Below are 20,308 nucleotides of genomic sequence, written 5' to 3'. Positions count from 1 at the left end.
GCCACCCATGGGGTGGCTCTACTGTAGAGCCGAGCCATGCTCGGCTGATGCAACCTCCATGCCGACCGCGCAGCCGCCGCCCCGCACAGGCCTCAATCCAAGGAATGTCTTTGAAGCACCGTTCCCCCGACGAGTTCCTCGCCGACGTTGCCCGCCGTGACCCGCACCAGCCCGAGTTCCTGCAGGCGGTGAAGGAAGTGGTCCACAGCCTGTGGCCGTTCCTGCAGGACAATCCGCGCTACCTGCAGCAGGGCCTGCTGGAACGCCTGGTGGAACCGGAGCGGCTGATCCAGTTCCGCGTGGCCTGGAGCGATGACGCCGGCCAGGCCCATGTGAACCGCGCCTGGCGCGTGCAGCACAGCTCGGCCATCGGCCCGTTCAAGGGCGGCATGCGCTTCCACCCGTCGGTGAACCTGTCGATCCTGAAGTTCCTGGCGTTCGAACAGACCTTCAAGAACGCCCTCACCACGCTGCCGATGGGCGGCGGCAAGGGCGGTTCGGACTTCGACCCCAAGGGCCGCAGCGACGCCGAAGTGATGCGCTTCTGCCAGGCGCTGATGCTGGAACTGCATCGACACCTGGGCCCGGACACCGACGTGCCCGCCGGTGACATCGGCGTGGGTGCGCGTGAGGTCGGCTACATGGCCGGCATGATGAAGAAGCTGAGCAACGATGCCGCCTGCGTGTTCACCGGCAAGGGCCTGTCCTATGGCGGCAGCCTGATGCGCCCGGAGGCGACCGGCTACGGCACGGTCTACTTCGTCGAACAGATGCTGCACCACGCCCGCCGCGAAACCCACGGCGCACGCGTGCTGGTGTCGGGCACGGGCAACGTCGCCCAGTACGCCGCGCAGAAGGCGATCGAGCTGGGCGCGAAGGTGCTGACCTTCTCCGATTCGGGCGGCACGCTGTACGCACGCGACGGCTTCGACGAACAGGCCCTGCAGGAGCTGATGGCACTGAAGAACGAGCGTCGCGGCCGCCTGCAGGAACTGGCCGCTGATACCCGCTTCGAGTTTCTCGCCGGCAAGCGCCCCTGGCATGTGCCGGCCGACATCGCCCTGCCCTGCGCCACCCAGAACGAGCTGGATGAGGATGACGCCCGCACGCTCGTGCACAACGGCGTGCAGTGCGTGGCCGAGGGCGCCAACATGCCCTCCACGCTGGAAGCGGTGGATGTGTTCCTTCAGGCCGGCACGCTGTACGCACCGGGCAAGGCCAGCAATGCCGGTGGTGTGGCGACGTCGGGTCTGGAGATGAGCCAGAACGCGCAGCGGCTGTCCTGGCACCACGCCGACGTGGACGAGCGCCTGCACGCGATCATGAAGGACATCCACGCCAGCTGCGTGCGCCACGGCAAGCGCGCGGACGGCAGCGTCAACTATGTGGACGGCGCCAACATCGCCGGCTTCGTGAAGGTCGCCGACGCGATGCTGGCGCAGGGGTTGTATTGACCCCTGCCGGTGCAGCCACCCATGGGGTGGCTCTACTGTAGGTCCACGCCATGCGTGGATGCCCCAGTAGATCCACGCCATGCGTGGATGCAGTAGATCCACGCCATGCGTGGATGCAGTAGATCCACGCCATGCGTGGATGCAGTAGATCCACGCCACGCGTGGATGCAGTAGATCCACGCCATGCGTGGATGCAGTAGATCCACGCCACGCGTGGATGCAGTAGATCCACGCCATGCGTGGATGCCCCAGTAGATCCACGCCACGCGTGGATGCAGTAGATCCACGCCACGCGTGGATGCAGTAGATCCACGCCATGCGTGGATGCCCCAGTAGATCCACGCCATGCGTGGATGGGGTCGTGGATGGGGTCAGAGCCCTTCCCCTGCGGGAAAGGGATCCGACCCCGATAACGGCAGTCGAGCAAGCTCGACTCTACTCACCCGGCTTGACCCGGAACCACGCGGCATACAGCGCCGGCAGGAACACCAGCGTCAGCACGGTGCCGACAATCAGGCCGCCCATGATCGAGATCGCCATCGAGCCGTAGAACGCGCTGCGTGACAGCGGGATCATCGCCAGCACTGCTGCCAGCGCGGTCAGCACGATCGGGCGGAAACGCCGCACCGTGGCGTCGATGATCGAATGCCAGCGGTCATGCCCGGCATCGATGTCCTGCTGGATCTGGTCGATCAGGATCACCGAGTTGCGCATGATCATGCCGGCCAGCGCGATCGTGCCCAGCAGCGCCACGAAGCCGAACGGCGCGCGGAACAGCAGCAGGAACAGGGTCGCGCCGATGATGCCCAGCGGCGCGGTCACCAGCACCATCGCCGCCCGCGAGAAGCTGCGCAGCTGCAGCATCAGCAAGGTCGCCACCACGATCAGGAACAGCGGCATGCCGGCCTTGATCGAATCCTGGCCACGTGCCGAATCCTCCACCGTGCCGCCGGTTTCCAGCAGGTAGCCGCTGGGCAGCTGCGCACGGATGCCATCCAGCGTCGGCAGGATCTGCTGCACCACGTCCAGCGGCTGCATGCCATCGCCGATGTCGGCGCGCACGGTCACCGTCGGCAGGCGGTTGCGGTGCCAGATGATGCCGTCCTCGAAGCCATACTCCATCGTGGCCACCTGGGACAGCGTGATGCTGCCACCGTTGGCGGTGGGCATGGCCAGGCTGGACAGCAGCTCCAGCTGGTCACGCTCGTCGGCCGGGCCGCGCAGCAGCATCTCGATCTGGCGGTTGCCTTCGCGGTACACGCTCACCGACTGCCCGGCCAGCGAACTGGCCAGGAACTGGCTGACCTGCGCACTGCTCACGCCCAGCGCGCGTGCACGCTCCTGGTCGATCACCAGGCGCACCACCTTGCTCGGCTCGCTCCAGTCCAGGTTGACGTTGATGACGTGCGGGTTCTCGCGCACCTTGGCCTCGACCTGGCGCGCGATGGCCTGCACCTGCTCGATGTGCTCGCCGGACACGCGCATCTGCACCGGGTAGCCCACAGGCGGGCCGTTTTCCAGGCGGGTCACGCGCATCTGCACGTCCGGGAACTGCGGGATGACCTCCTTCATCAGCCAGTCGCGCGCGGTTTCGCGGGCATGGGTGTCCTTGGCCAGCACCACGAACTGGGCGAAGTTGGTCGCCGGCAGCTGCTGGTCCAGCGGCAGGTAGAAGCGCGGCGAGCCGGTGCCCACGTAGGACACGTAGTTGGCGATGTCCTCGCGGCCGTGCAGCAGCTTTTCCAGCTTCTCGGCCTGGGCCTGGGTCGAGCGCAGCGAGGCACCTTCGGCCAGTTCGATGTCGACCATCAGTTCCGGCCGGGTCGAATCGGGGAAGAACTGCTGCGGCACGAAGCGGAACATCATCAGCGAGAACACGAACAGGCCGATGGTCGCGGCAATCACCCACCAGCGATGGCGCAGGCACGCATCGAGGAAGCGGCGGAAGCGCTGGTAGAACGGCCGCTGGTACGGATCATGGTCATGGCCGTGCTCGGCCGGGCGCAGCAGGTTGGCCAGCGCCGGGTAGCGGTCGGCCCACTGCCGGCGCCGGGCCAGCCAGCGCGCGGACAGGCTGCCCGGCTTCGGCGGCTGCGGGTTGAACAGGTCCGGCAGCATCTTGTCGCCCAGGTACGGGATGAACAGCACCGCGGCGATCCACGACACCACCAGCGCGATGGTCACCACCTGGAACAGCGAACGGGTGTACTCGCCCGTGCTCGACGCCGCCGTGGCGATCGGCAGGAAGCCGGCCGCAGTGATCAGGGTACCGGTCAGCATCGGGAACGCGGTCGATTCCCAGGCGAAGCTGGCTGCGCGCAGGCGGTCAAAGCCCTGCTCCATCTTGGTGGCCATCATCTCCACCGCGATGATCGCATCGTCCACCAGCAGGCCCAGGGCCAGCACCAGCGCGCCCAGCGAAATCTTGTGCAGGCCGATGCCGAAGTAGTGCATGACGAAGAAGGTCATCGCCAGCACCAGCGGAATGGTCACGCCCACCACCAGGCCGGTACGCAGGCCCAGCGAGAAGAAGCTGACCAGCAGCACGATGACCACCGCTTCGGTCAGCACCTGCACGAACTCGCCGACGGATTCTTCCACCGCCTGCGGCTGGTCGGACACCTTGCGCAGCTGCATGCCGGTGGGCAGGGTCTTCTGCAGGCGCTCGAACTCCGCATCCAGGTTCGCACCCAGCTTGAGGATGTCGCCGCCGTCCTTCATCGCCACGGCCAGGCCGATGGCTTCCTCACCCATGAAGCGCATCTTCGGCGAGGCTGGATCGGCGAAGCCACGCTTGACCTCGGCAATGTCGCCCAGGTGCACGGTGCGCTCGCCGGCACGCACCGGGAACTGGCGGATCGCCTCGATGCTGTCGAACTGGCCGGTCACGCGCAGCTGCACGCGGTCGGTCGGCGTTTCAAAGAAGCTGGTGCCGGCAATCGCGTTCTGGTCGGCCAGCGCCTGCTGCACCTGCTGCATCGACAGGCCCAGCGTGGCCAGGCGGGTGTTGGACAGCTCGATCCACACCTTCTCGTCCTGCAGGCCGACCAGGTCGATCTTGCCGACATCGGGCACGCGCTGCAGTTCCAGCTGGATGCGGTCGGCGTAATCACGCATCACCGCATAGTCAAAGCCCTTGCCGGTCAGGGCATAGATGTTGCCGTAGGTATCACCGAACTCATCGTTGTAGAACGGGCCGACGATCTCGCGGGGCAGCGTCGCGCGGATGTCGCCCACGCGCTTGCGCACCTGGTACCACAGGTCCGGGATCTGCTTGGAGCGCAGGCTGTCGCGCGCCATGAAGATCACCTGCGATTCGCCCGGACGCGAGTACGAGCGGATGAACTCGTATTCGCCGGTGTTCATCAGCGCCTTCTCGATCGGCTCGGTCACCTGGCGCGACACCTGCTCGGCGGTGGCACCGGGCCACTGCGTGCGGATCACCATCGCCTTGAAGGTGAACGGCGGATCTTCGGACTGGCCCAGGTGCTTGTACGACCATGCGCCGATCACCGCGAAGGCGAGCATGGCAAACAGCACCAGCGGGCGATTGGCCAGCGCCCACTCGGAAAGATTGAAGCGGCGCACCGGCTTACTCCTTGGCCTTCGGCGCAGCGGCCGGCGTGGCCGGCTTCAGCACCGGGCGGTTCTGCCGGTCCACCGCGGTGACCGGCTGGCCGGCGCGCAGCAGGTGGCCACCGGCGGCCACCACCCAGTCACCGGCACCGACGCCGGACAGCACCGGCACGCTGTCGCTGCCATAGGCACCGGTGGTCACGGCCACCTGCTTCAGGGTGCTGTTGGACGGGTCCACCACCCATACGCTGGAAGCGCCGTTGGCACCGCGCTGCAGGGCGGCCAGTGGCAACTGCAGCGTGCCCGGGCGGCCGGCGCTGCTGAACACCCGCGCGCTCTGCCCCAGTTCGACATCGGCCAGCGCGTCAGCGGCCAGGCTGACCCGGGTGGCATAGGTGCGGGCCTGCGGATCGGCGGCGGCGGCAATCTCGCGGATCGTGCCCGGCAGGCGCTGACCCGGCCGGTTCCACAGTTCCACCTGTACCGGCTGGCCCACGGCGTAGTCGCGGAAGGTCGCTTCGGGCAGGTCGATCAGCACTTCGCGGGCGCCATCGGCAGCCAGGTTGAAGATGGTCTGGCCGGCCGACACCACCTGCCCGGCCTCGGCCTCGCGGCTGGCGATCACGCCGTCGGCCGGCGCGCGCAGCTGGGCATAGCCCGCCTGGTTGCGCAGCACATCGAGGTTGGCACGGGCCGCGTTGGCCTGGCCCTGCGCCGCCTTGAACGCAGCACTCTGCTGGTCCAGCTGCGAGCGGCTCACCAGTTGCTGGTCGGCCAGCACCTGGTAGCGCTTGAGGTCATCGCGGGTACGTGCAAGGTCGGCTTCGGCCGCGGCCAGCTGCGCCTGCGAGGCGCGCGCCTGCAGCGCGAAGTCGGCCACGTCCAGCTCGGCCAGCACGTCGCCCTGCTTCACCCGCTGGCCGGCATCGACGTGGCGCTTGACCAGGTTGCCGCCCACGCGGAAGGACAGCGGGCTTTCCTGGCGTGCACGGATCGTGCCCGGGAATGACGCCGCGCCCTGCCCGGCCTGCTCGCCCGGATGCACCACCAGCACCGGCACCGCCGCCTGCGGCGCCTGCTCCGGCCCCGAACAGGCGGCCAGCGCCACCACCCACACCATACCGCCCAGCCAGCGCACGCTCTTCATCGGTCAACGTCCTGAAAACGCAGGGTTCAAACGCGGGGGAGCCGGCACGAGCGCAGGCCCCAATTTAGTAAACTGGCCGGTATAGTATAAATATCGAACCGGTTGGTCTAGTATTACGCCAATGAGTTCTCCCACTTCCCGCAAAGCGTCGGCCAAGCCTGCTGCCAAGGCCGCCGGACCCGGGCGTCCGAAGGACCTCGGCAAGCGCGCGGCGATCCTCGAAGCAGCCAAGACCCTGTTCGTCGAGCAGGGCTATACCGGCGTGAGCATGGACAGCATCGCCGCCCAGGCGGGCGTGTCGAAGCTGACCGTTTATAGCCATTTTGGCGATAAAGAGACGCTTTTCACCGAAGCTGTGCAGTCCAAGTGCATGGAGATGCTGCCGGACGCGCTGTTCGTGGCCGATGCCGAAGGCCCGCTGCGCGACCAGTTGCTGGGCATCGGCCAGGCCTTCTTCGAGATGATCACCTCCGACGCGGCGATCTCGGTGCAGCGGGTGATGATGGCCCCGGAAACCGACGAACGGCTGCGCGAACTGTTCTGGCAGGCCGGCCCGGAGCGTACCTGCGAGGCGCTGGCCGATTTCCTGCGTTCGCGCACCGCGCGCGGCGAGCTGGAAATCCCCGATTGCCGGCTGGCGGGCCAGCAGTTCCTGACCCTCATCAAGGGCGAAGTGCATATGAACCGGATGTGCGGCATGCCGCTGTCACCGGGGCAGTGCGATGCTTCCAGCCACGTGCCCGACAGCGTCGATTTCTTCCTGCGCGCCTATGCGCCGCGAGGGCCTGGAAGCGCCTGAAGCACCAAACTGAACGAACCGGAGGTCGCGATGACTTCCGGCACTGCGACCCCGGCCGCCCGAAAGCTGATGCTCTGGGCGCGCCGCCGGCCTCCGGCACCGGTAAAATGGCCGGCCCACTGCGCTGGATTTGAACCTCATGACGATTGATTACGCCCACGCCCGCGAACTGATGGTGGAACAGCAGATCCGTCCCTGGGACGTGCTGGACATCAAGGTGCTCGACGTCCTCGCCCGCCTGCCGCGCGAGGCCTTTGTCGCCGACGCGCACCGGGCGCTGGCCTATGCCGACGTTGAACTGCCGATCGGCAATGGCCAGAAGATGATGAAGCCGGTCATCGAGGGCCGTACCCTGCAGGCACTGGATCTGCAGCCGGGTGACGAAGTGCTGGAAATCGGCACCGGCAGCGGCTTCCTGGCTGCCTGCATCGGCGCGCTGGCGCGCGACGTGCTGAGCCTGGAAATCGACCCGGAACTGGCCGCCGCCGCGCGCGCCCGCCTGGACGCTTCCGGCCTGGGCACCAACGTCCGCGTCGAAGTGGCCGATGCGCTGGCCTGGCAGACCGAACGCCGTTTTGACGTGATCTGTGTCACTGGCGCGGTTGACGTCGTGCCGTCACAGTTCGCCTCGTGGCTGCGTCCGGGCGGTCGCCTGTTCGTGATCCATGGCCGCTCGCCGGCGATGGAAGCCCTGCTGGTCAAGGCCGATGGCAGCACCGAATCGCTGTTTGAAACCGATATCGATTACCTGCGTGGTGCCGCCCCGGCCCCCCAGTTCCACCTCTGAGTCCAAGGAAGCCGCAATGATCCGCCGATCCCTCGCTGTTGCGCTGGCCACTGCCCTGCTGCCGTTGTCCGCCCATGCCGCCGACCTGCTGCAGGTCTACGAAATGGCACGCAATGGCGATCCGCAACTGTCGGCCGCCGAATCGACCCGGCTGTACGACAAGGAAGGCGCCGTGCAGGCGCGTGCCGCGCTGCTGCCGCAGATCAACGGCACGGCCTCGCTGAACCGTTCGCGTAGCGAAGCCAATGCCGATGCCAACTCCGGTTCGGTCACCAGCAAGCGCCGCAACTACACGATCGATGGCAGCCAGACGCTGTTCAACTGGACGCAGATCAGCAACCTGCGCTCGCAGCGCGAGCTGAGCAAGGCGGCGGATTTCACCCTCGATTCGGCCAACGACAGCCTGATCGTGCGCACCTCGGCGGCCTACTTCAATGTGCTGGTGGCGATCGAATCGCTCAACGCCGCACAGACCAATGAAGCGGCCGCGAAGAAGCAGTTCGACTTCGCCGACAAGCGCCTGGAAGTGGGCCTGGCGCCGATCACCGACGTGCACGAAGCGCGTGCCCAGTACGACCAGGCGCGCGCCAACACCATCGTTGCGCAGAACACCCTGGCCGACAACTACCAGGCCCTGACCGAACTGACCGGCCAGCCGGTGATGAACCTGAAGGGCCTGCCGGCCGACTTCCGTCCGGAAGTGCCGGCCAACCGCGGCAACATCAGTGAACTGGTGCAGCAGGCGACCAGCCAGAACCCGGCACTGAAGGCGCAGGAACTGAAGGTCAGCGCGGCTGAAGCCGGCGTGCAGGCGGCCCGTGGCGGCCACTATCCGACCCTGTCGCTGGGCGGCAGCTGGGGCAAGAGCGCAACCTGGGGCGACAGCACCGGTGCCGGCTCGCTGTCCCCGGATGCACGCACCAACAGCATCGGCCTGACCCTGAGCGTGCCGATCTTCTCCGGTGGTGCCACCCAGTCCGGCGTGCGCCAGGCGCTGGCCCAGCGTGACATCGCCCAGGACGGTTACGAGCAGCAGAAGCGTGCGCTGGACCGCAACACCCGCAATGCCTACCAGACCCTGGTGCAGGGCATCAGCGAAGTGGAAGCCCGCCGCCTGGCGGTGGTCTCGGCACAGAGCGCGTATGACGCATCGCAGGTCGGCCTGGAAGTGGGTACCCGTACCGTGCTGGACGTGATCCAGAACCAGCGCATCCTGTTCTCGGCGCAGCTGGACTACGCCAACGCCCGCTACACCTTCCTGCAGAATCGCCTGCTGCTGAGCCAGTCGCTGGGTGCGCTGGATGTGGCGGAACTGCAGGACATCAACCGCCTGCTGACCCAGGATGCCGGCAACCCGGCGACGACCACGAACTGAGCCGTCGCCTTCCGGTAGAACGGAGAAGCCACCCGCGAGGGTGGCTTTCTTGTGGGTGCGGGTCACGAGATGTGCATCCACGCACGGCGTGGATCTACCGGCTGCGCGTGCATCCACGCATGGCGTGGATCTACCGGGTGCGTGTGCATCCACGCATGGCGTGGATCTACCGGGTGCGCGTGCATCCACGCATGGCGTGGATCCACCGGCTGCGCGTGCATCCACGCATGGCGTGGATCTACCGGGTGCGTGTGCATCCACGCATGGCGTGGATCTACCGGCTGCGCGTGCATCCACTGGAGGGAGGCGCTGAATGCAGTAGAGCCACGCCATGCGTGGCTGCCGTGCGCGATCCCGCCCCTACCCCAGCCAGGCCAGGATCTGCCGGGCCAGCGGTGCCAGGCACAACAACGCCGCCAACGGCGCCAGCACGCGGATCATCGCCACGTGACGCGGTGGCACCTGTGGGTACGGGCGCAGCAGGCCCAGGCACAGCACCGCCAGCACCGGCAGCGCGCCGAAGCCCGGTGGCAGCACCTCGCGCTCAGGCAGCCACGGCACCAGCAGCATGGCCAGCGCCGCCACCCCGAAGGCCAGCGTCACCCGGCCCGGATCGCGATCATCAGGACCGCCACCCGATCGCCGCCACAGCGCCGGCAGCAGGTCCATCATCATCAGCAGCACCACCACCTGCAGCGCCACCAGCCCGGCCCAGCCCGCCAGCGGCAGCAGCGGCAACATCCACTGCAGGTGCGGCACGCCTTGCACGGCCACCGACAGCGGCCGCGTGCTGTCCAGCGCGGCGAACTCCACCAGGCCCGACTGCAGTGCCGCCAGGCCCATCAGCATCAGCATCGCGACCAGGACCGCGCCGCCGCCCACCCGGGTCAGCTGCCGATGGGGCTGTTGCACCCTTGGGGCCATGCCCAGCAGCAGCCCGGCGCTGGCAAACACCCCCAGCAGGGGCACGGCCGCGGCCACCACGCCGCCCAGCCCGAACCGCTGTGGCCCGGTCGATGACGGCATCCACGGCACCCAGTTGCCGTAGTGCACGTAGCGTGCGGCCAGCAGGACCAGCAGCAGGCCCACGCCCAACTTCACACCCAGCAGCACGCAGGCCAGCCGTACCGCCCGGCGCGGGCGCAGCATGGCCGCCACGCCCACCGGCAACAGCCCCAGCGCCGCTGCCAGCGGCATCGGCAGCCAGCGCTGCGGCGGCTGGCCCAGCGCACTGACGGTCGCGTACAGGTGGTGGGCACCCGACTGCGCGGCGCCGGCCAGGGTGGCCAGCAGATCCAGCAGCAGCAGGCCCAGCAGGACGGCTGCAGGCCGCGGCCCGCACACGTCCAGCAGCGCTGCCGGCAGCCCGGCCCCACCGGGCATGCGGCGCATCACTTCGCGCAGGCAGAACAGCAGCGGCGCCGTACCTGCGGCGGCCAGCAGCAGGCTCAGGACGATGGCCGGCCCAGCCCGTGCCGCGGTGTTCTGCCCGACCAGCGCGATCACGCTGCCACCGATCAGCAGGGTCAGCGCCAGCACCAGCAGGTGGTCGCTGCCCAACCGGTCGAATGCCGCGCGTCCGCTGCCCGGATCGGCACCGCTGTCGTCCTTCATCACAAGCTCCCTTGATGCCGCCCAAGCGTGGTCGACATCAGGCTGGCAGCCCGGACAACGAGACGGAATCAGAATCGGCCGAACGTGTGCTGCGTTGTGATGGCACGCACGCGAGGCAGCACCTGGCGGCCCGGCTACGACAGTGCGGACGTCATCAAGCAGGCTTGAAATTGTTGAACGCGACAGTGCCTGTGCGGCACCCCGCCCTCGCCTCAGTCGCGCGGTGGCGGCAGGTGCGGGGCGACCAGCGCGAGCGTGCGCTGCAGGGCGCCACGCCCGTTGCTCACCAGGGTGCAGCCGGCCCGCGCCATGTCCTCGCGGGCCTGCGCATCATCAAGCAGGTGTTGCAGCAGGTCGCCCACCGCCTGCACGTCCTCGCCGATCAGCAGCGCCCCGGCCTCGCGCATGCGCCGGGAAATCTCGGCGAAGTTGTGCAGGTGCGGGCCGGTGACCGCGGCCGTGCCCATCGCCGCCGGTTCCAGCAGGTTGTGCCCGCCGATGGCCTGCAGGCTGCCGCCGACGAAGGCGACCTGCGCGCAGCCGTAGAACGGCATCAGTTCGCCCAGCGTGTCGATGATGAACACCTCGGTGCTGGCCCCCGGCCATTGCTGTGCACGGCGCGTGGCCACGCTCCAGCCCTGCTCGCGGGCCAGCGCTTCGACCTTGGGGAAGCGCTCGGGATGGCGCGGCGCCCACAGCAGCAGCAGGTCCGGATGGCGCTCGCGCAGGCGCCGGTGCAGGTCGATCACCGCCTGCTCTTCGCCATCGTGGGTGCTGGCCGCGATCCACACCGGCCGCGTGGCCGGCACCTTCGCGTGGAACTGGGCCACGAACGGCCGCACGTCCGGCGTGGTGATGTCGAACTTCAGGTTGCCCAGCGCCTGCACCTGCTCCGGCGCCGCGCCCAGCTGCACGAAGCGCGCGGCATCGTCATCCGACTGTGCGGCCACGCAGGTGACCGTGCGCAGCGCGCGGCGGATGAGGGCGGCCAGCACCCGGTAGCCACGCAGCGAACGGGCCGACAGGCGGGCGTTGAGGATGTAGACCGGGATGCGGCGGTCACGGCAGCCGAACAGCATGTTCGGCCACAGTTCGGTTTCCAGGATCAGGGCCAGGCTGGGCTGGAAGTGGCCGAGGAAGCGGTTGACGCTGCCCGGCACGTCGTACGGCAGGTAGACGTGGTCCAGCGCGTCGCCCCACAGCGCGCGCACCCGTTCCGAACCGGTCGGGGTGATGGTGGTGATGACCCAGCGGATGTCCGGGCGCTGCTCGCGCAGGGCGTTGACCAGCGGCGCGGCGGCGTTGACCTCGCCCACCGAGACCGCGTGCAGCCAGACCCGCGGCTGGCCGGTCGGCTGCGGGTAGGACGCATAGCGTTCATCCCAGCGCCGGAAGTATTCACGGACCCGGAAGCCGCGCCACACCAGGTGGTACACGGTGATCGGCAGCAGGATGTAGAGCACGGCCGAATACAGGCCGCGCAGGATCCATTCGACAGGGTCTTTACGCATGCAGCAAGGATACGGGAGCCCCCCGGGAAAGACACGCGGCGGGGTTGGTAGAATGGCGGCATGTCCGATGCCTCTACCGCCGTCCGCCCGTCCCTGGCCGATCCCCGCAACTGGCCGATGTTCGCGGCCATGTTCGCCGCGTTCGGCATCGCCCGGCTGCCCTGGATGCTGCAGCGCGCGCTCGGCCGCGGCGTCGGCTGGATCACCTGGCGCACGCTTGGCAGCCGCCGCCGTGCCGCCGAGGTCAACCTCAAGCTGTGCTTCCCCGAGAAGGACGAGGCCTGGCGCAACCGGCTGGTGCGCGACAGCTTCGACGCCCTCGGCGTGGGCATCTTCGAATGCGCGCGTTCGTGGTGGGGCAGCATCGACAGCATCCGCCCGCAGGTACAGATCGAGGGCCTGGAACACCTCAAGCAGATGCAGGCCGAAGGCCGCGGCGTGCTGCTGGTGTCGGGCCACTTCATGACCCTGGAGATGTGCGGCCGCCTGCTGTGCGACCACGTCGACCTGTCGGGCATGTACCGCAAGCACAAGAACCCGGTGTACGAGTGGGCGGTGAAGTTCGGCCGGCTGCGCTATGCCAAGGCGATGTACGCCAACGAGGATATCCGCGCCACCGTGCGCCACCTGAAGAAGGGCGGTTTCCTGTGGTACGCACCGGACCAGGACATGCGCGGCAAGGACACCGTGTTCGTGCCGTTCTTCGGCCATACCGCCGCTACCATCACCGCCACCCACCAGCTGGCGCGGATGACCGGCTGCGCGGTGATCCCCTACTTCCACCGCCGCGAGGGCGGGAAGTACTTCCTGAAGATCGGCGCGCCGCTGGAGAACTTCCCCAGCGAGGACGTGGAAGCCGATACCACGCGGGTCAACCAGGCCATCGAGCAGATGGTGCGCGAGGCCCCGGACCAGTACCTGTGGATCCACCGGCGCTTCAAGCGCCAGCCGGGCGGCCGCAGCGATTTCTACAAGTAGATCCACGCCATGCGTGGATGATGTCCAGCCGCGCCCGTCACCGCGCCATCCACGCATGGCGTGGATCTACAACAATCCCGCGCGGACCGGGGATGTCCAGCCGCACCCGTCACTGCGCCATCCACGCATGGCGTGGATCTACAACACTCCTGCGCGGGCCGGGTTGGCCAGGATGTACGTCGCCCAGTAGATCCACGCCATGCGTGGATGATGTCCGGCCGCGCCCGTCACCGCGCCATCCACGCATGGCGTGGATCTACAACAATCCTGCGCGGGCCGGGTTGGCCAGGATGTACGTCGCCCAGTAGATCCACGCCATGCGTGGATGATGTCCAGCCGACACCACCGTTTTACAGCGGCCACCGGCACCACGCGTAGGGGTATTCGCCCACCATGCAGGCCAACCCGGCCCGTACCGGATTGGCCATGATGTACATCGCCTTCTCGTGCAATGACTCGTCACTGCGCACCGCGTGGTCGTGGTACCCGTGCTGCCAGAGTGCGCCGCGCCGGCCCAGCTGCTGGTTCAGCAGACGGCTGCTGCGGGATTTGAGCAGCGACATGCATTCGGCCAGGGTGCCCGTCTGCAGCTCCATCAACCAGTGCAGGTGGTCGGGCATCACCACCCAGGCGAGGCTGTGGCTGATACCGGCGCGCTCGACGAAGCGCAGGGCGTCGACCAGCACCGCGACGTTGGCGGCATCGGCGAAGAACGGTTCACGGCCGAGGGTGGTCGTGGTCAACAGATACACGTTACCCGTGCTGGAGTAACGGCCGTAGCGGAGTCGGGGGCTGGCCATGACCCCAGCGTGCAGCAGACGCGCGAGCACCGGTATTGGAGGCGTGCCCGTATTGGTGTCGGGAAAGCTCCATCCACGCATGGCGTGGATCTACTGCAACGCCCGCGGCAGATCCACGCCACGCGCGGATATATCCAGTAGATCCACGCCATGCGTGGATGCCCATCCGACAATCGCAGTAGATCCACGCCATGCGTGGATGCCCATCCGACAATCGCAGTAGATCCACGCCGTGCGTGGATGCCCATCCGACAATCGCAGTAGATCCACGCCATGCGTGGATGCCCATCCGGCAATCACAGTAGATCCACGCCATGCGTGGATGCCCATCCGGCAATCGCAGTAGATCCACGCCATGCGTGGATGCGCGATCACGCGGCCTTTGGTACGTCGTCCGGTTCGCGGGCCAGCAGGGTGCCGACGAACAGCGCGGCCAGCAGCACGGTCACCCCGCCCCAGAACGCGGAATAGAACGCCAGGTGCGTGTTGAGCGGGAATACCGTGGCGGCCAGCGCCAGCATCGCCGGGCGTGCGCGCTCGCGTGCCGCCGGCGGTGCGAAGCGCCAGGCACGCCAGGCCTGGGCAACGGCAGCCAGCCACAGCAGCAGGCCGAGCACGCCGGTTTCGGCGAGGATTTCCAGCACGATCTGGTGCGCGTGCAGCGCCGGTTCGGCACCCCATACCGCCGGCCCCTGCTCGTCCACGCACTGCGGGTAGGCATCGCGGAAGCCGCGTGCGCCGACGCCGTTGATGGGGTGCCCGGCAATCATGCAGCCGGCCGCGCTCCAGATGCGGGCGCGCCCGGACAACGCCTGGTCAACGCCATCGGTGCCGCCATCCCAGGCCATCGCGGTACGCGTCACGCGCTCGCGCAGCTGCGGCACGCTGGCGGTCAGCGCTGCCGACGCCAGCACGCCGGACAGCGCCAGCAGGCCCAGCCGCTTCCAGCCGAGCTGGCGCACGCCGCTGTAGGCGACGATGACGGCGAAGGTGATCCAGGACGCGCGCGAACCCGCCAGCAGCAGCACGATGGCCAGCGCCGCGCCGGCCAGCAGCCAGCCCGGCGTACCGAAGCGGCGCGCGGCCGGCAGCAGCAGGAACGGCGAGAGGCTGGCCAGAACCTGGCCGAACTTGAGGTTGCACGGCCCCAGCGGACCGCTGAGGCGGTCGGCCAGCACCATCTCCTCGGCCGGGCACAGGGCATGGCCGCTGACAGCCAGCTTGAGCTGCTGCAGCGACCAGAACCATGGGCTGGTGCCCGCCACCGCCTGTACCAGCGCATCCAGCGTCCACAGCGCGGTGATCAGCGCCAGGCCACCGAAGATCAGGCGCCGCCGCTGCGGCGTGGCCACGGCGATCGCCACCAGCCACATGAAGGGCAGGTAGCGCAGGCCGGCGGCAGCCTTGGTCCACGAGGCGGCGGGGTCGATCGCATCGAACGCCGAGAATGCCTGCGGCAGCCAGTAACCGAGGAACAGGATCGAGGTCAGTGCCCACGCGGCCGGCGTCAGCAGGTGCGGCCGCCGCTGCAGGCGGCGCATGACCATGCGCACCGCGGCGTACACCGCGCCGAGACCGAGCACGGTTTCAGCGATGCCCGGCAACGGCCACAGGGCCACATAGGCCAGCACCCACCACGGCGCCCAGCGCCCGGCGCGCGCGTCACCCGCGATGGGGGCGGCGTCAGCCTGCAAGGTCGGCATAGAGACGGAGGGTGTCGCGCTGCATGGCCTGCAGGGTAAACGGGATACGGCTCGGCAAGGACGGCGGCTGTGCCAGCAGGGCCAGCGCACGTTCACCCAGCGCCTGGGCATCGCCCAGCGGCACCGCGCCGGCCGGCTGCAGCTGCTGCAGCAGTTCGCCCACGCCGCCATGGTCCCAGCCCAGCACCGGGCGTCCGACCGACAGCGCCTCGACCACGGTACGGCCGAAGGCTTCGGGCTTGTCCGACAGCTGCAGCACCAGATCGCTGGCGGCGTAGGCCTGGGCGATCCGCGCGGTCGGGGGTGTGATCTGCACCGCCTCGGCCACGCCCAGCGCGGCCGCCTGGCGGCGCAGCTCGGCCACGTAGGCTTCGCGCCCGGGCTCATCGGTACCCAGCATCCACAGCTGCGCCGGTACGCCGGCAGCGCGCACGCCGGCCAGCAGCTGCAGGGCATGCGCATGGCCTTTCAGGCGGGTGCCGCGGCCCGGCAGCAGCAGCAGCGGGCCGTCGACCTGGGCCAGCCAGGGGTACTCGGCGGCCAGCGCCAGCCGCGGCCGGCGGTCGGCACGGGCCACGCGCGGGAACTGGCTGGCATCGACGCCGCGCGGAATGACCTGCAGGGCCTGTTCCGGCACCGTCGGATAATGCTGGCGCACGTAGTCGCGCACCGTGCTGGACACGCAGATGACGCGCTCGCCGCTGGTCATGACCGCGCTGTAGCGGCTGGGCGAATTCAACCCATGCACGGTGGTCACCCAGTGCGGGCGCTGCGCGGCGGGCATCGCCCGGATCGCGTACAGGCCCAGCCACGCCGGCAGGCGCGAACGTGCATGCACGATGTCCGCGCCGACCTCGGCGAACAACCGCCGCAGGGTGGGCAGGTGGCGCAGGGTCAGCAGCGATTTGCGGCCGATATCAAGGGTGAGGTGCTCGGCCCCGCTGTCCAGCAGCGGCTGCACCAGGCGGCCACCGGCGGACACCACCAGCGCGCGATGGCCGGCGGCGGCCAGGGCCGCAGCGATTTCCAGGGTCGAGCGCTCGACGCCACCGGAGTGCAGCGCCGGCAGCAACTGCACCACGGTCAGTCGGCGCATCAACGGGCCTGCTTAGTCGGCCAGCACGAAGGTGGAACCGCAGTACGGGCACTGCGCTTCGCCATTGGGCTCGTCTTCGATCGGCAGGTACACGCGCGGATGCGAGTTCCACAGCGCCATTTCCGGGGTCGGGCAGCTCAGCGGCAGGTCGCTGCGGTGCACGGTGTAGCGCTTTTCGGCGTTGGCGGGCGCGGTGGCGGTATGGCTCATGGCGGGTGTCGATGAACGGATTGCGAGGCCTGCGATTCTAGCACCTTGGGGCGGCACCCCGGCCGCCCCCTGCCCTTTGCCCCCGCCGCAGGCGCCTGCCGGGGCCAGCCGCTGGCCGGCCCCGGGGTCCAGGCGCACCGGCTTACTGGAAGTCCAGCGACAGTTCCAGGAAGGCCGAACGGCCGAAGGCGTTGTAGATGCCCTGGTCGTAGTACGGCCAGTTGCCGTTGCTGCGGTCGATCGGCGGCATCTCGTCGGTCAGGTTGTTGACCGTCAGCAGCAGGCTGGCCAGATCGTTGATGCGGTAACCGACGGTGGCGTTCCAGGTGGTCCACGGGCCGATGTTGCGCTGCTCGCCGCGGCTGTCCCAGGAGGGCGCATTGCGTATGCCGAAGGCGCTGGCGGTGAACGGCCCGCGCTTCCAGTTCACCCCCAGCGTGGCGCGGTACTGCAGTTCGTTGGAATTGGCGCAGCACAACTGGTCGTAGACCGGGTCGCCTTCCTTGTCCTGGGTGGTGTGCTTGAGCGGCCGGTAGTAACCGGCATTGACCGCGAAGTCACCCACCGACTGCGTGTTCCAGCGATAGTCCAGCGCCGCCTGCACGCCGTTCTGGCGCTGGCTGGCGATGTTGATCGGATAGGAGAACACCTTGTCCACGCCGTTCGGGTTGAGCGGATCGGTGGCCGGCTTGCGCTGCACCTGGCCCAGCACCTGCTGGCAGGTGGGCGACGTGATGTCGAACTGGGTCTGCCCGTTTTCCGAGACCCCCAACCGGCAGTTGGCCTCGGTGTCGAGGATGCTGTCGGTACCGAGGATGCGCACTTCGTTCTCGATGACCACCGAGTTGTAGTCCACCGACATCGTCAGGGCATTGTCCAGCGTCGACCACACCACGCCATAGGTGAAGGTGCGCGCGGTGATGTCCTTCAGGTCGCGGTTGCCGGTGCTGGAAGACAGCACCGAGAGGCCGGACTGGTCGCACTCGTCGAAGTTGTCGGAGGTGTAGCCGGCCTGCCGGCATTGGTAGAGATCGGTGTTGGTGGTGTAGCCACTGCTTTCGCGCGAGAACAGGTAGAACATGTCCGGCGAGCGGAACGCGGTGGCATAGCTGCCGCGCAGCAGCAGCGATTCGATCGGCCGGTATTCCAGGCCCAGCTTCCAGGTGGCCTTGCCGTTGCCACCGCCGCCCTGCAGGGCGTACTTGTCGTAGCGGCCGGACAGGTTGGCGCTGAACGTATCGAAGATCGGCACCTGCAGTTCTGCACCCAGCGCGTACAGGTCACGCTGGCCCTGCGCCGACGTGCCGGCGGTCTGCCCGCGGAACAGCACGCCCGCATTCGGATCGGCCGACTGGTTGAAGAACTTCTCGCGCTGGCCCTGCGCGATCAGCGCGAAGCCGACGTCGCCGGCCGGCAGGGTGAACAGCGAGCGATCGGTCAGCAGCGCCGTCACTGCCGTGCGCGAGGCGCTGGAAGCAGCACGGTTGAGGCCGCTGAAGCTGTCGTACTGGTCACGGGTGATCGGCTGGTACAGGCGCGACAGGTCCGGCGCGTAGACCTCGTAGCCATCCTGCATGCCCAGCATCGGCCCCAGGTAGTAATCGTCCACGCCGTTCCGGGCGAGGAAGTCCGTGGATTTGCGGGTGACATCGGTGCTGGAGCGGTTGACGTAGACGTCGTAGTCGAAGCCACCGAGCACGCCGCGCACGCCGGCGGTGACATTCAGAGAGCGCGTGTAGACACGCTGGTCCTTGGCATCCAGGCCGACTTCCTCCGGCGCATAGATGCGCTGCCACTGTTCGTACTGGCCACTGGTCTGGTTGTAGAAGGTCTTGTTCCAGAACGGGCTGCCACCGCTGTAGGTCGGCCGGCCGAAGCCGAACAGGACGTCCGCGTACAGCTCGGTATCCGGGCTGACGTGGTAGCGCAGGAAGGTGGTGGCGTTGACGTCCTGGCTGGAGTTGTACAGCGAGGCGGTGCCGACGTTGTCGGGGGTACCGCAGTAGTAGCCGCCGCCGGAAATATCACGGTGCGCGTACACGGTGCTGCCACCGAACAGGTCCGACAGGGGCGCGCAGGTGGCTGCGCCCGGATCGATGTAGGCATTGGGCCCCATGCGCATGCGCAGGAAGCTGCGCGAGGGATCCTGCGGGCCGGTCGGGTTGTCGTTGACGCTGTCGATGCGGCTGCGGTCGAAGGCGTAGATCGCCTTCTGGTTGGTGTATTCCAGCCCGTAGCTGATATCGAGGTTGCCGAAGGTCTGGCCGCTGCTGGCGCTGAAGCGCTGGCTGGAGCCGCCGCCCTGGCTGTAGCCGCCGACGCGGTAGCGCAGGTGGGTGCCTTCCACGCGGTCCTTCAGCACGATGTTGACCACGCCGGCAATGGCCGAGGAGCCGTACACCGACGACTGGCCACCGGTGAGCACGTCGATGCGCTCGACCATGCCCAGCGGGATGTTGGCGATGTCGGCGATGCTGGTGTTGCCGTTGTACGCCAGTGGGTAGCTGTTGATCGGCCGCCCGTTGATGAGCGTGAGGGTGTAGCTGGGATCCAGGCCGAACAGGCTGATGGTCTTGGCGCCCGGGGTGTAGAACCCGGTGCCCTGCGAATCCTGCACGGAACCATTCGACACCGGCAGCGAGCGCAGCGCGTCGAACACGGTGGTGAACCCCTGCGCCTGGATCTGCTCGGCGGTGATGGTGGTGACCGGCGAGGGGCCCTCCACCTGTGCGCGGGGGATGAGCGAGCCGGTGACTTTGACCGCATCCAGATCGCGGGTGCGCGGCGGATCGGCGCCCTCCCCCTGCGGAGCGGACTGGGCCTGTACGGCAAGCGGCGACAACAGCAACGACGACATCAACAACGACAACAACCGGGGTTTCATCAAGCTCTCTCCAGAGGCGGATGACGGTCCAGCCGGTGGGGGGCGGACGGGAAGGTCGTGGATGGACGGCAGTGGCGGGTAACAGCGGGGCGGCAACAGCGCCGGCCCGGATCAGGACATGCGGGGCATTCCGGTACAGGGGGTGAGCTGCGCACTTTTAAATCGATCCAAGGTCACCTGTCAATAATTTGAAATGAAACGGTTTTGCCGGATTTGGATCGAACTAATTGCACTTGTCAGGGGGCAACGGGCTGAGGCAGGATCGGGACGATTCCCACCCTGACCCGATCGCATGGCCCGACCCCCACCGGACCGGCATCGCCCCTTTCCACTGCCCCCTGGGCGGCGGGCGCGATGCTGTCCGTGGTGCGTGC

14 protein-coding genes are annotated in these 20,308 nt (G+C 68.0%); 5 read left to right on the top strand and 9 right to left on the bottom strand.

Annotation, left to right across the window (positions count from 1 at the left end):
• Nucleotides 1-110: 110 nt before the first annotated feature.
• Nucleotides 111-1,454 (top strand): NADP-specific glutamate dehydrogenase, encoded by a 1,344-nt coding sequence (gene gdhA / locus QMZ26_RS12315; protein ID WP_283221609.1) that lies wholly within the window; start codon nucleotides 111-113, stop codon nucleotides 1,452-1,454.
• A gap of 435 nt (nucleotides 1,455-1,889) precedes the next feature.
• Here gdhA and QMZ26_RS12310 read toward each other — a convergent pair whose 3' ends face one another.
• Both QMZ26_RS12310 and QMZ26_RS12305 read right to left on the bottom strand, forming a co-directional pair.
• On the bottom strand, nucleotides 1,890-5,042 hold the full coding sequence (locus QMZ26_RS12310) for an efflux RND transporter permease subunit (RefSeq protein WP_108760390.1): 3,153 nt from the start codon (nucleotides 5,040-5,042) through the stop codon (nucleotides 1,890-1,892).
• 4 nt (nucleotides 5,043-5,046) lie between these two features.
• Nucleotides 5,047-6,177: an efflux RND transporter periplasmic adaptor subunit gene (locus tag QMZ26_RS12305; protein ID WP_283221608.1), complete on the bottom strand. Its 1,131-nt coding sequence runs from the start codon at nucleotides 6,175-6,177 to the stop codon at nucleotides 5,047-5,049.
• A gap of 121 nt (nucleotides 6,178-6,298) precedes the next feature.
• On the opposite strand from QMZ26_RS12305, the gene QMZ26_RS12300 reads away from it, so the two are divergent.
• From QMZ26_RS12300 to QMZ26_RS12290, 3 genes are all read left to right on the top strand, one after another.
• Nucleotides 6,299-6,976 (top strand): TetR/AcrR family transcriptional regulator, encoded by a 678-nt coding sequence (locus QMZ26_RS12300; RefSeq protein ID WP_079223188.1) that lies wholly within the window; start codon nucleotides 6,299-6,301, stop codon nucleotides 6,974-6,976.
• A gap of 139 nt (nucleotides 6,977-7,115) precedes the next feature.
• On the top strand, nucleotides 7,116-7,763 hold the full coding sequence (locus tag QMZ26_RS12295) for a protein-L-isoaspartate O-methyltransferase (protein WP_079223190.1): 648 nt from the start codon (nucleotides 7,116-7,118) through the stop codon (nucleotides 7,761-7,763).
• A 16-nt stretch (nucleotides 7,764-7,779) separates the two neighbouring features.
• Nucleotides 7,780-9,138, top strand: coding sequence for a TolC family outer membrane protein (locus QMZ26_RS12290; protein WP_283221607.1), 1,359 nt, complete (start codon nucleotides 7,780-7,782; stop codon nucleotides 9,136-9,138).
• Between the two features lie 360 nt (nucleotides 9,139-9,498).
• Here QMZ26_RS12290 and QMZ26_RS12285 read toward each other — a convergent pair whose 3' ends face one another.
• Nucleotides 9,499-10,752 (bottom strand): amino acid transporter, encoded by a 1,254-nt coding sequence (locus QMZ26_RS12285; RefSeq protein WP_283221606.1) that lies wholly within the window; start codon nucleotides 10,750-10,752, stop codon nucleotides 9,499-9,501.
• Nucleotides 10,753-10,964: 212 nt separating this feature from the next.
• Nucleotides 10,965-12,263, bottom strand: coding sequence for a lipid IV(A) 3-deoxy-D-manno-octulosonic acid transferase (gene waaA, locus QMZ26_RS12280; RefSeq protein ID WP_283221605.1), 1,299 nt, complete (start codon nucleotides 12,261-12,263; stop codon nucleotides 10,965-10,967).
• A 60-nt stretch (nucleotides 12,264-12,323) separates the two neighbouring features.
• Between waaA and QMZ26_RS12275 the strand changes: the two genes are divergently transcribed.
• Entirely contained in the window at nucleotides 12,324-13,241 is a 918-nt protein-coding gene (locus QMZ26_RS12275) for an LpxL/LpxP family Kdo(2)-lipid IV(A) lauroyl/palmitoleoyl acyltransferase (protein WP_079223198.1), read from the top strand.
• 350 nt (nucleotides 13,242-13,591) lie between these two features.
• Here the strand turns inward: QMZ26_RS12275 and QMZ26_RS12270 are convergent, their stop codons facing one another.
• The 5 genes from QMZ26_RS12270 to QMZ26_RS12250 all read right to left on the bottom strand — a co-directional run bounded on the left by QMZ26_RS12270 (nucleotide 13,592) and on the right by QMZ26_RS12250 (nucleotide 19,934).
• Nucleotides 13,592-14,041, bottom strand: a complete 450-nt coding sequence (locus QMZ26_RS12270; protein WP_283221622.1) for a transposase — start codon at nucleotides 14,039-14,041, stop codon at nucleotides 13,592-13,594.
• A gap of 371 nt (nucleotides 14,042-14,412) precedes the next feature.
• A complete protein-coding gene (locus QMZ26_RS12265; RefSeq protein ID WP_283221604.1) occupies nucleotides 14,413-15,744 on the bottom strand; it encodes an O-antigen ligase family protein in 1,332 nt (443 codons plus the stop codon).
• Nucleotides 15,725-16,840: a glycosyltransferase gene (locus tag QMZ26_RS12260; protein ID WP_283221603.1), complete on the bottom strand. Its 1,116-nt coding sequence runs from the start codon at nucleotides 16,838-16,840 to the stop codon at nucleotides 15,725-15,727. Before QMZ26_RS12260 ends, QMZ26_RS12265 begins: the two co-directional genes overlap by 20 nt.
• 12 nt (nucleotides 16,841-16,852) lie before the next feature.
• Nucleotides 16,853-17,050 (bottom strand): zinc-finger domain-containing protein, encoded by a 198-nt coding sequence (locus tag QMZ26_RS12255; RefSeq protein WP_079223205.1) that lies wholly within the window; start codon nucleotides 17,048-17,050, stop codon nucleotides 16,853-16,855.
• Between the two features lie 142 nt (nucleotides 17,051-17,192).
• Nucleotides 17,193-19,934 (bottom strand): TonB-dependent receptor, encoded by a 2,742-nt coding sequence (locus QMZ26_RS12250; protein ID WP_079223207.1) that lies wholly within the window; start codon nucleotides 19,932-19,934, stop codon nucleotides 17,193-17,195.
• Nucleotides 19,935-20,308: the final 374 nt, after the last annotated feature.

The organism is Stenotrophomonas sp. PFBMAA-4 (genome assembly GCF_030053215.1).
GTDB lineage: Bacteria > Pseudomonadota > Gammaproteobacteria > Xanthomonadales > Xanthomonadaceae > Stenotrophomonas.
The sequence above is the reverse complement of the archived record's forward strand: the minus strand, read 5'-3'. Positions and strand labels throughout refer to the sequence as shown.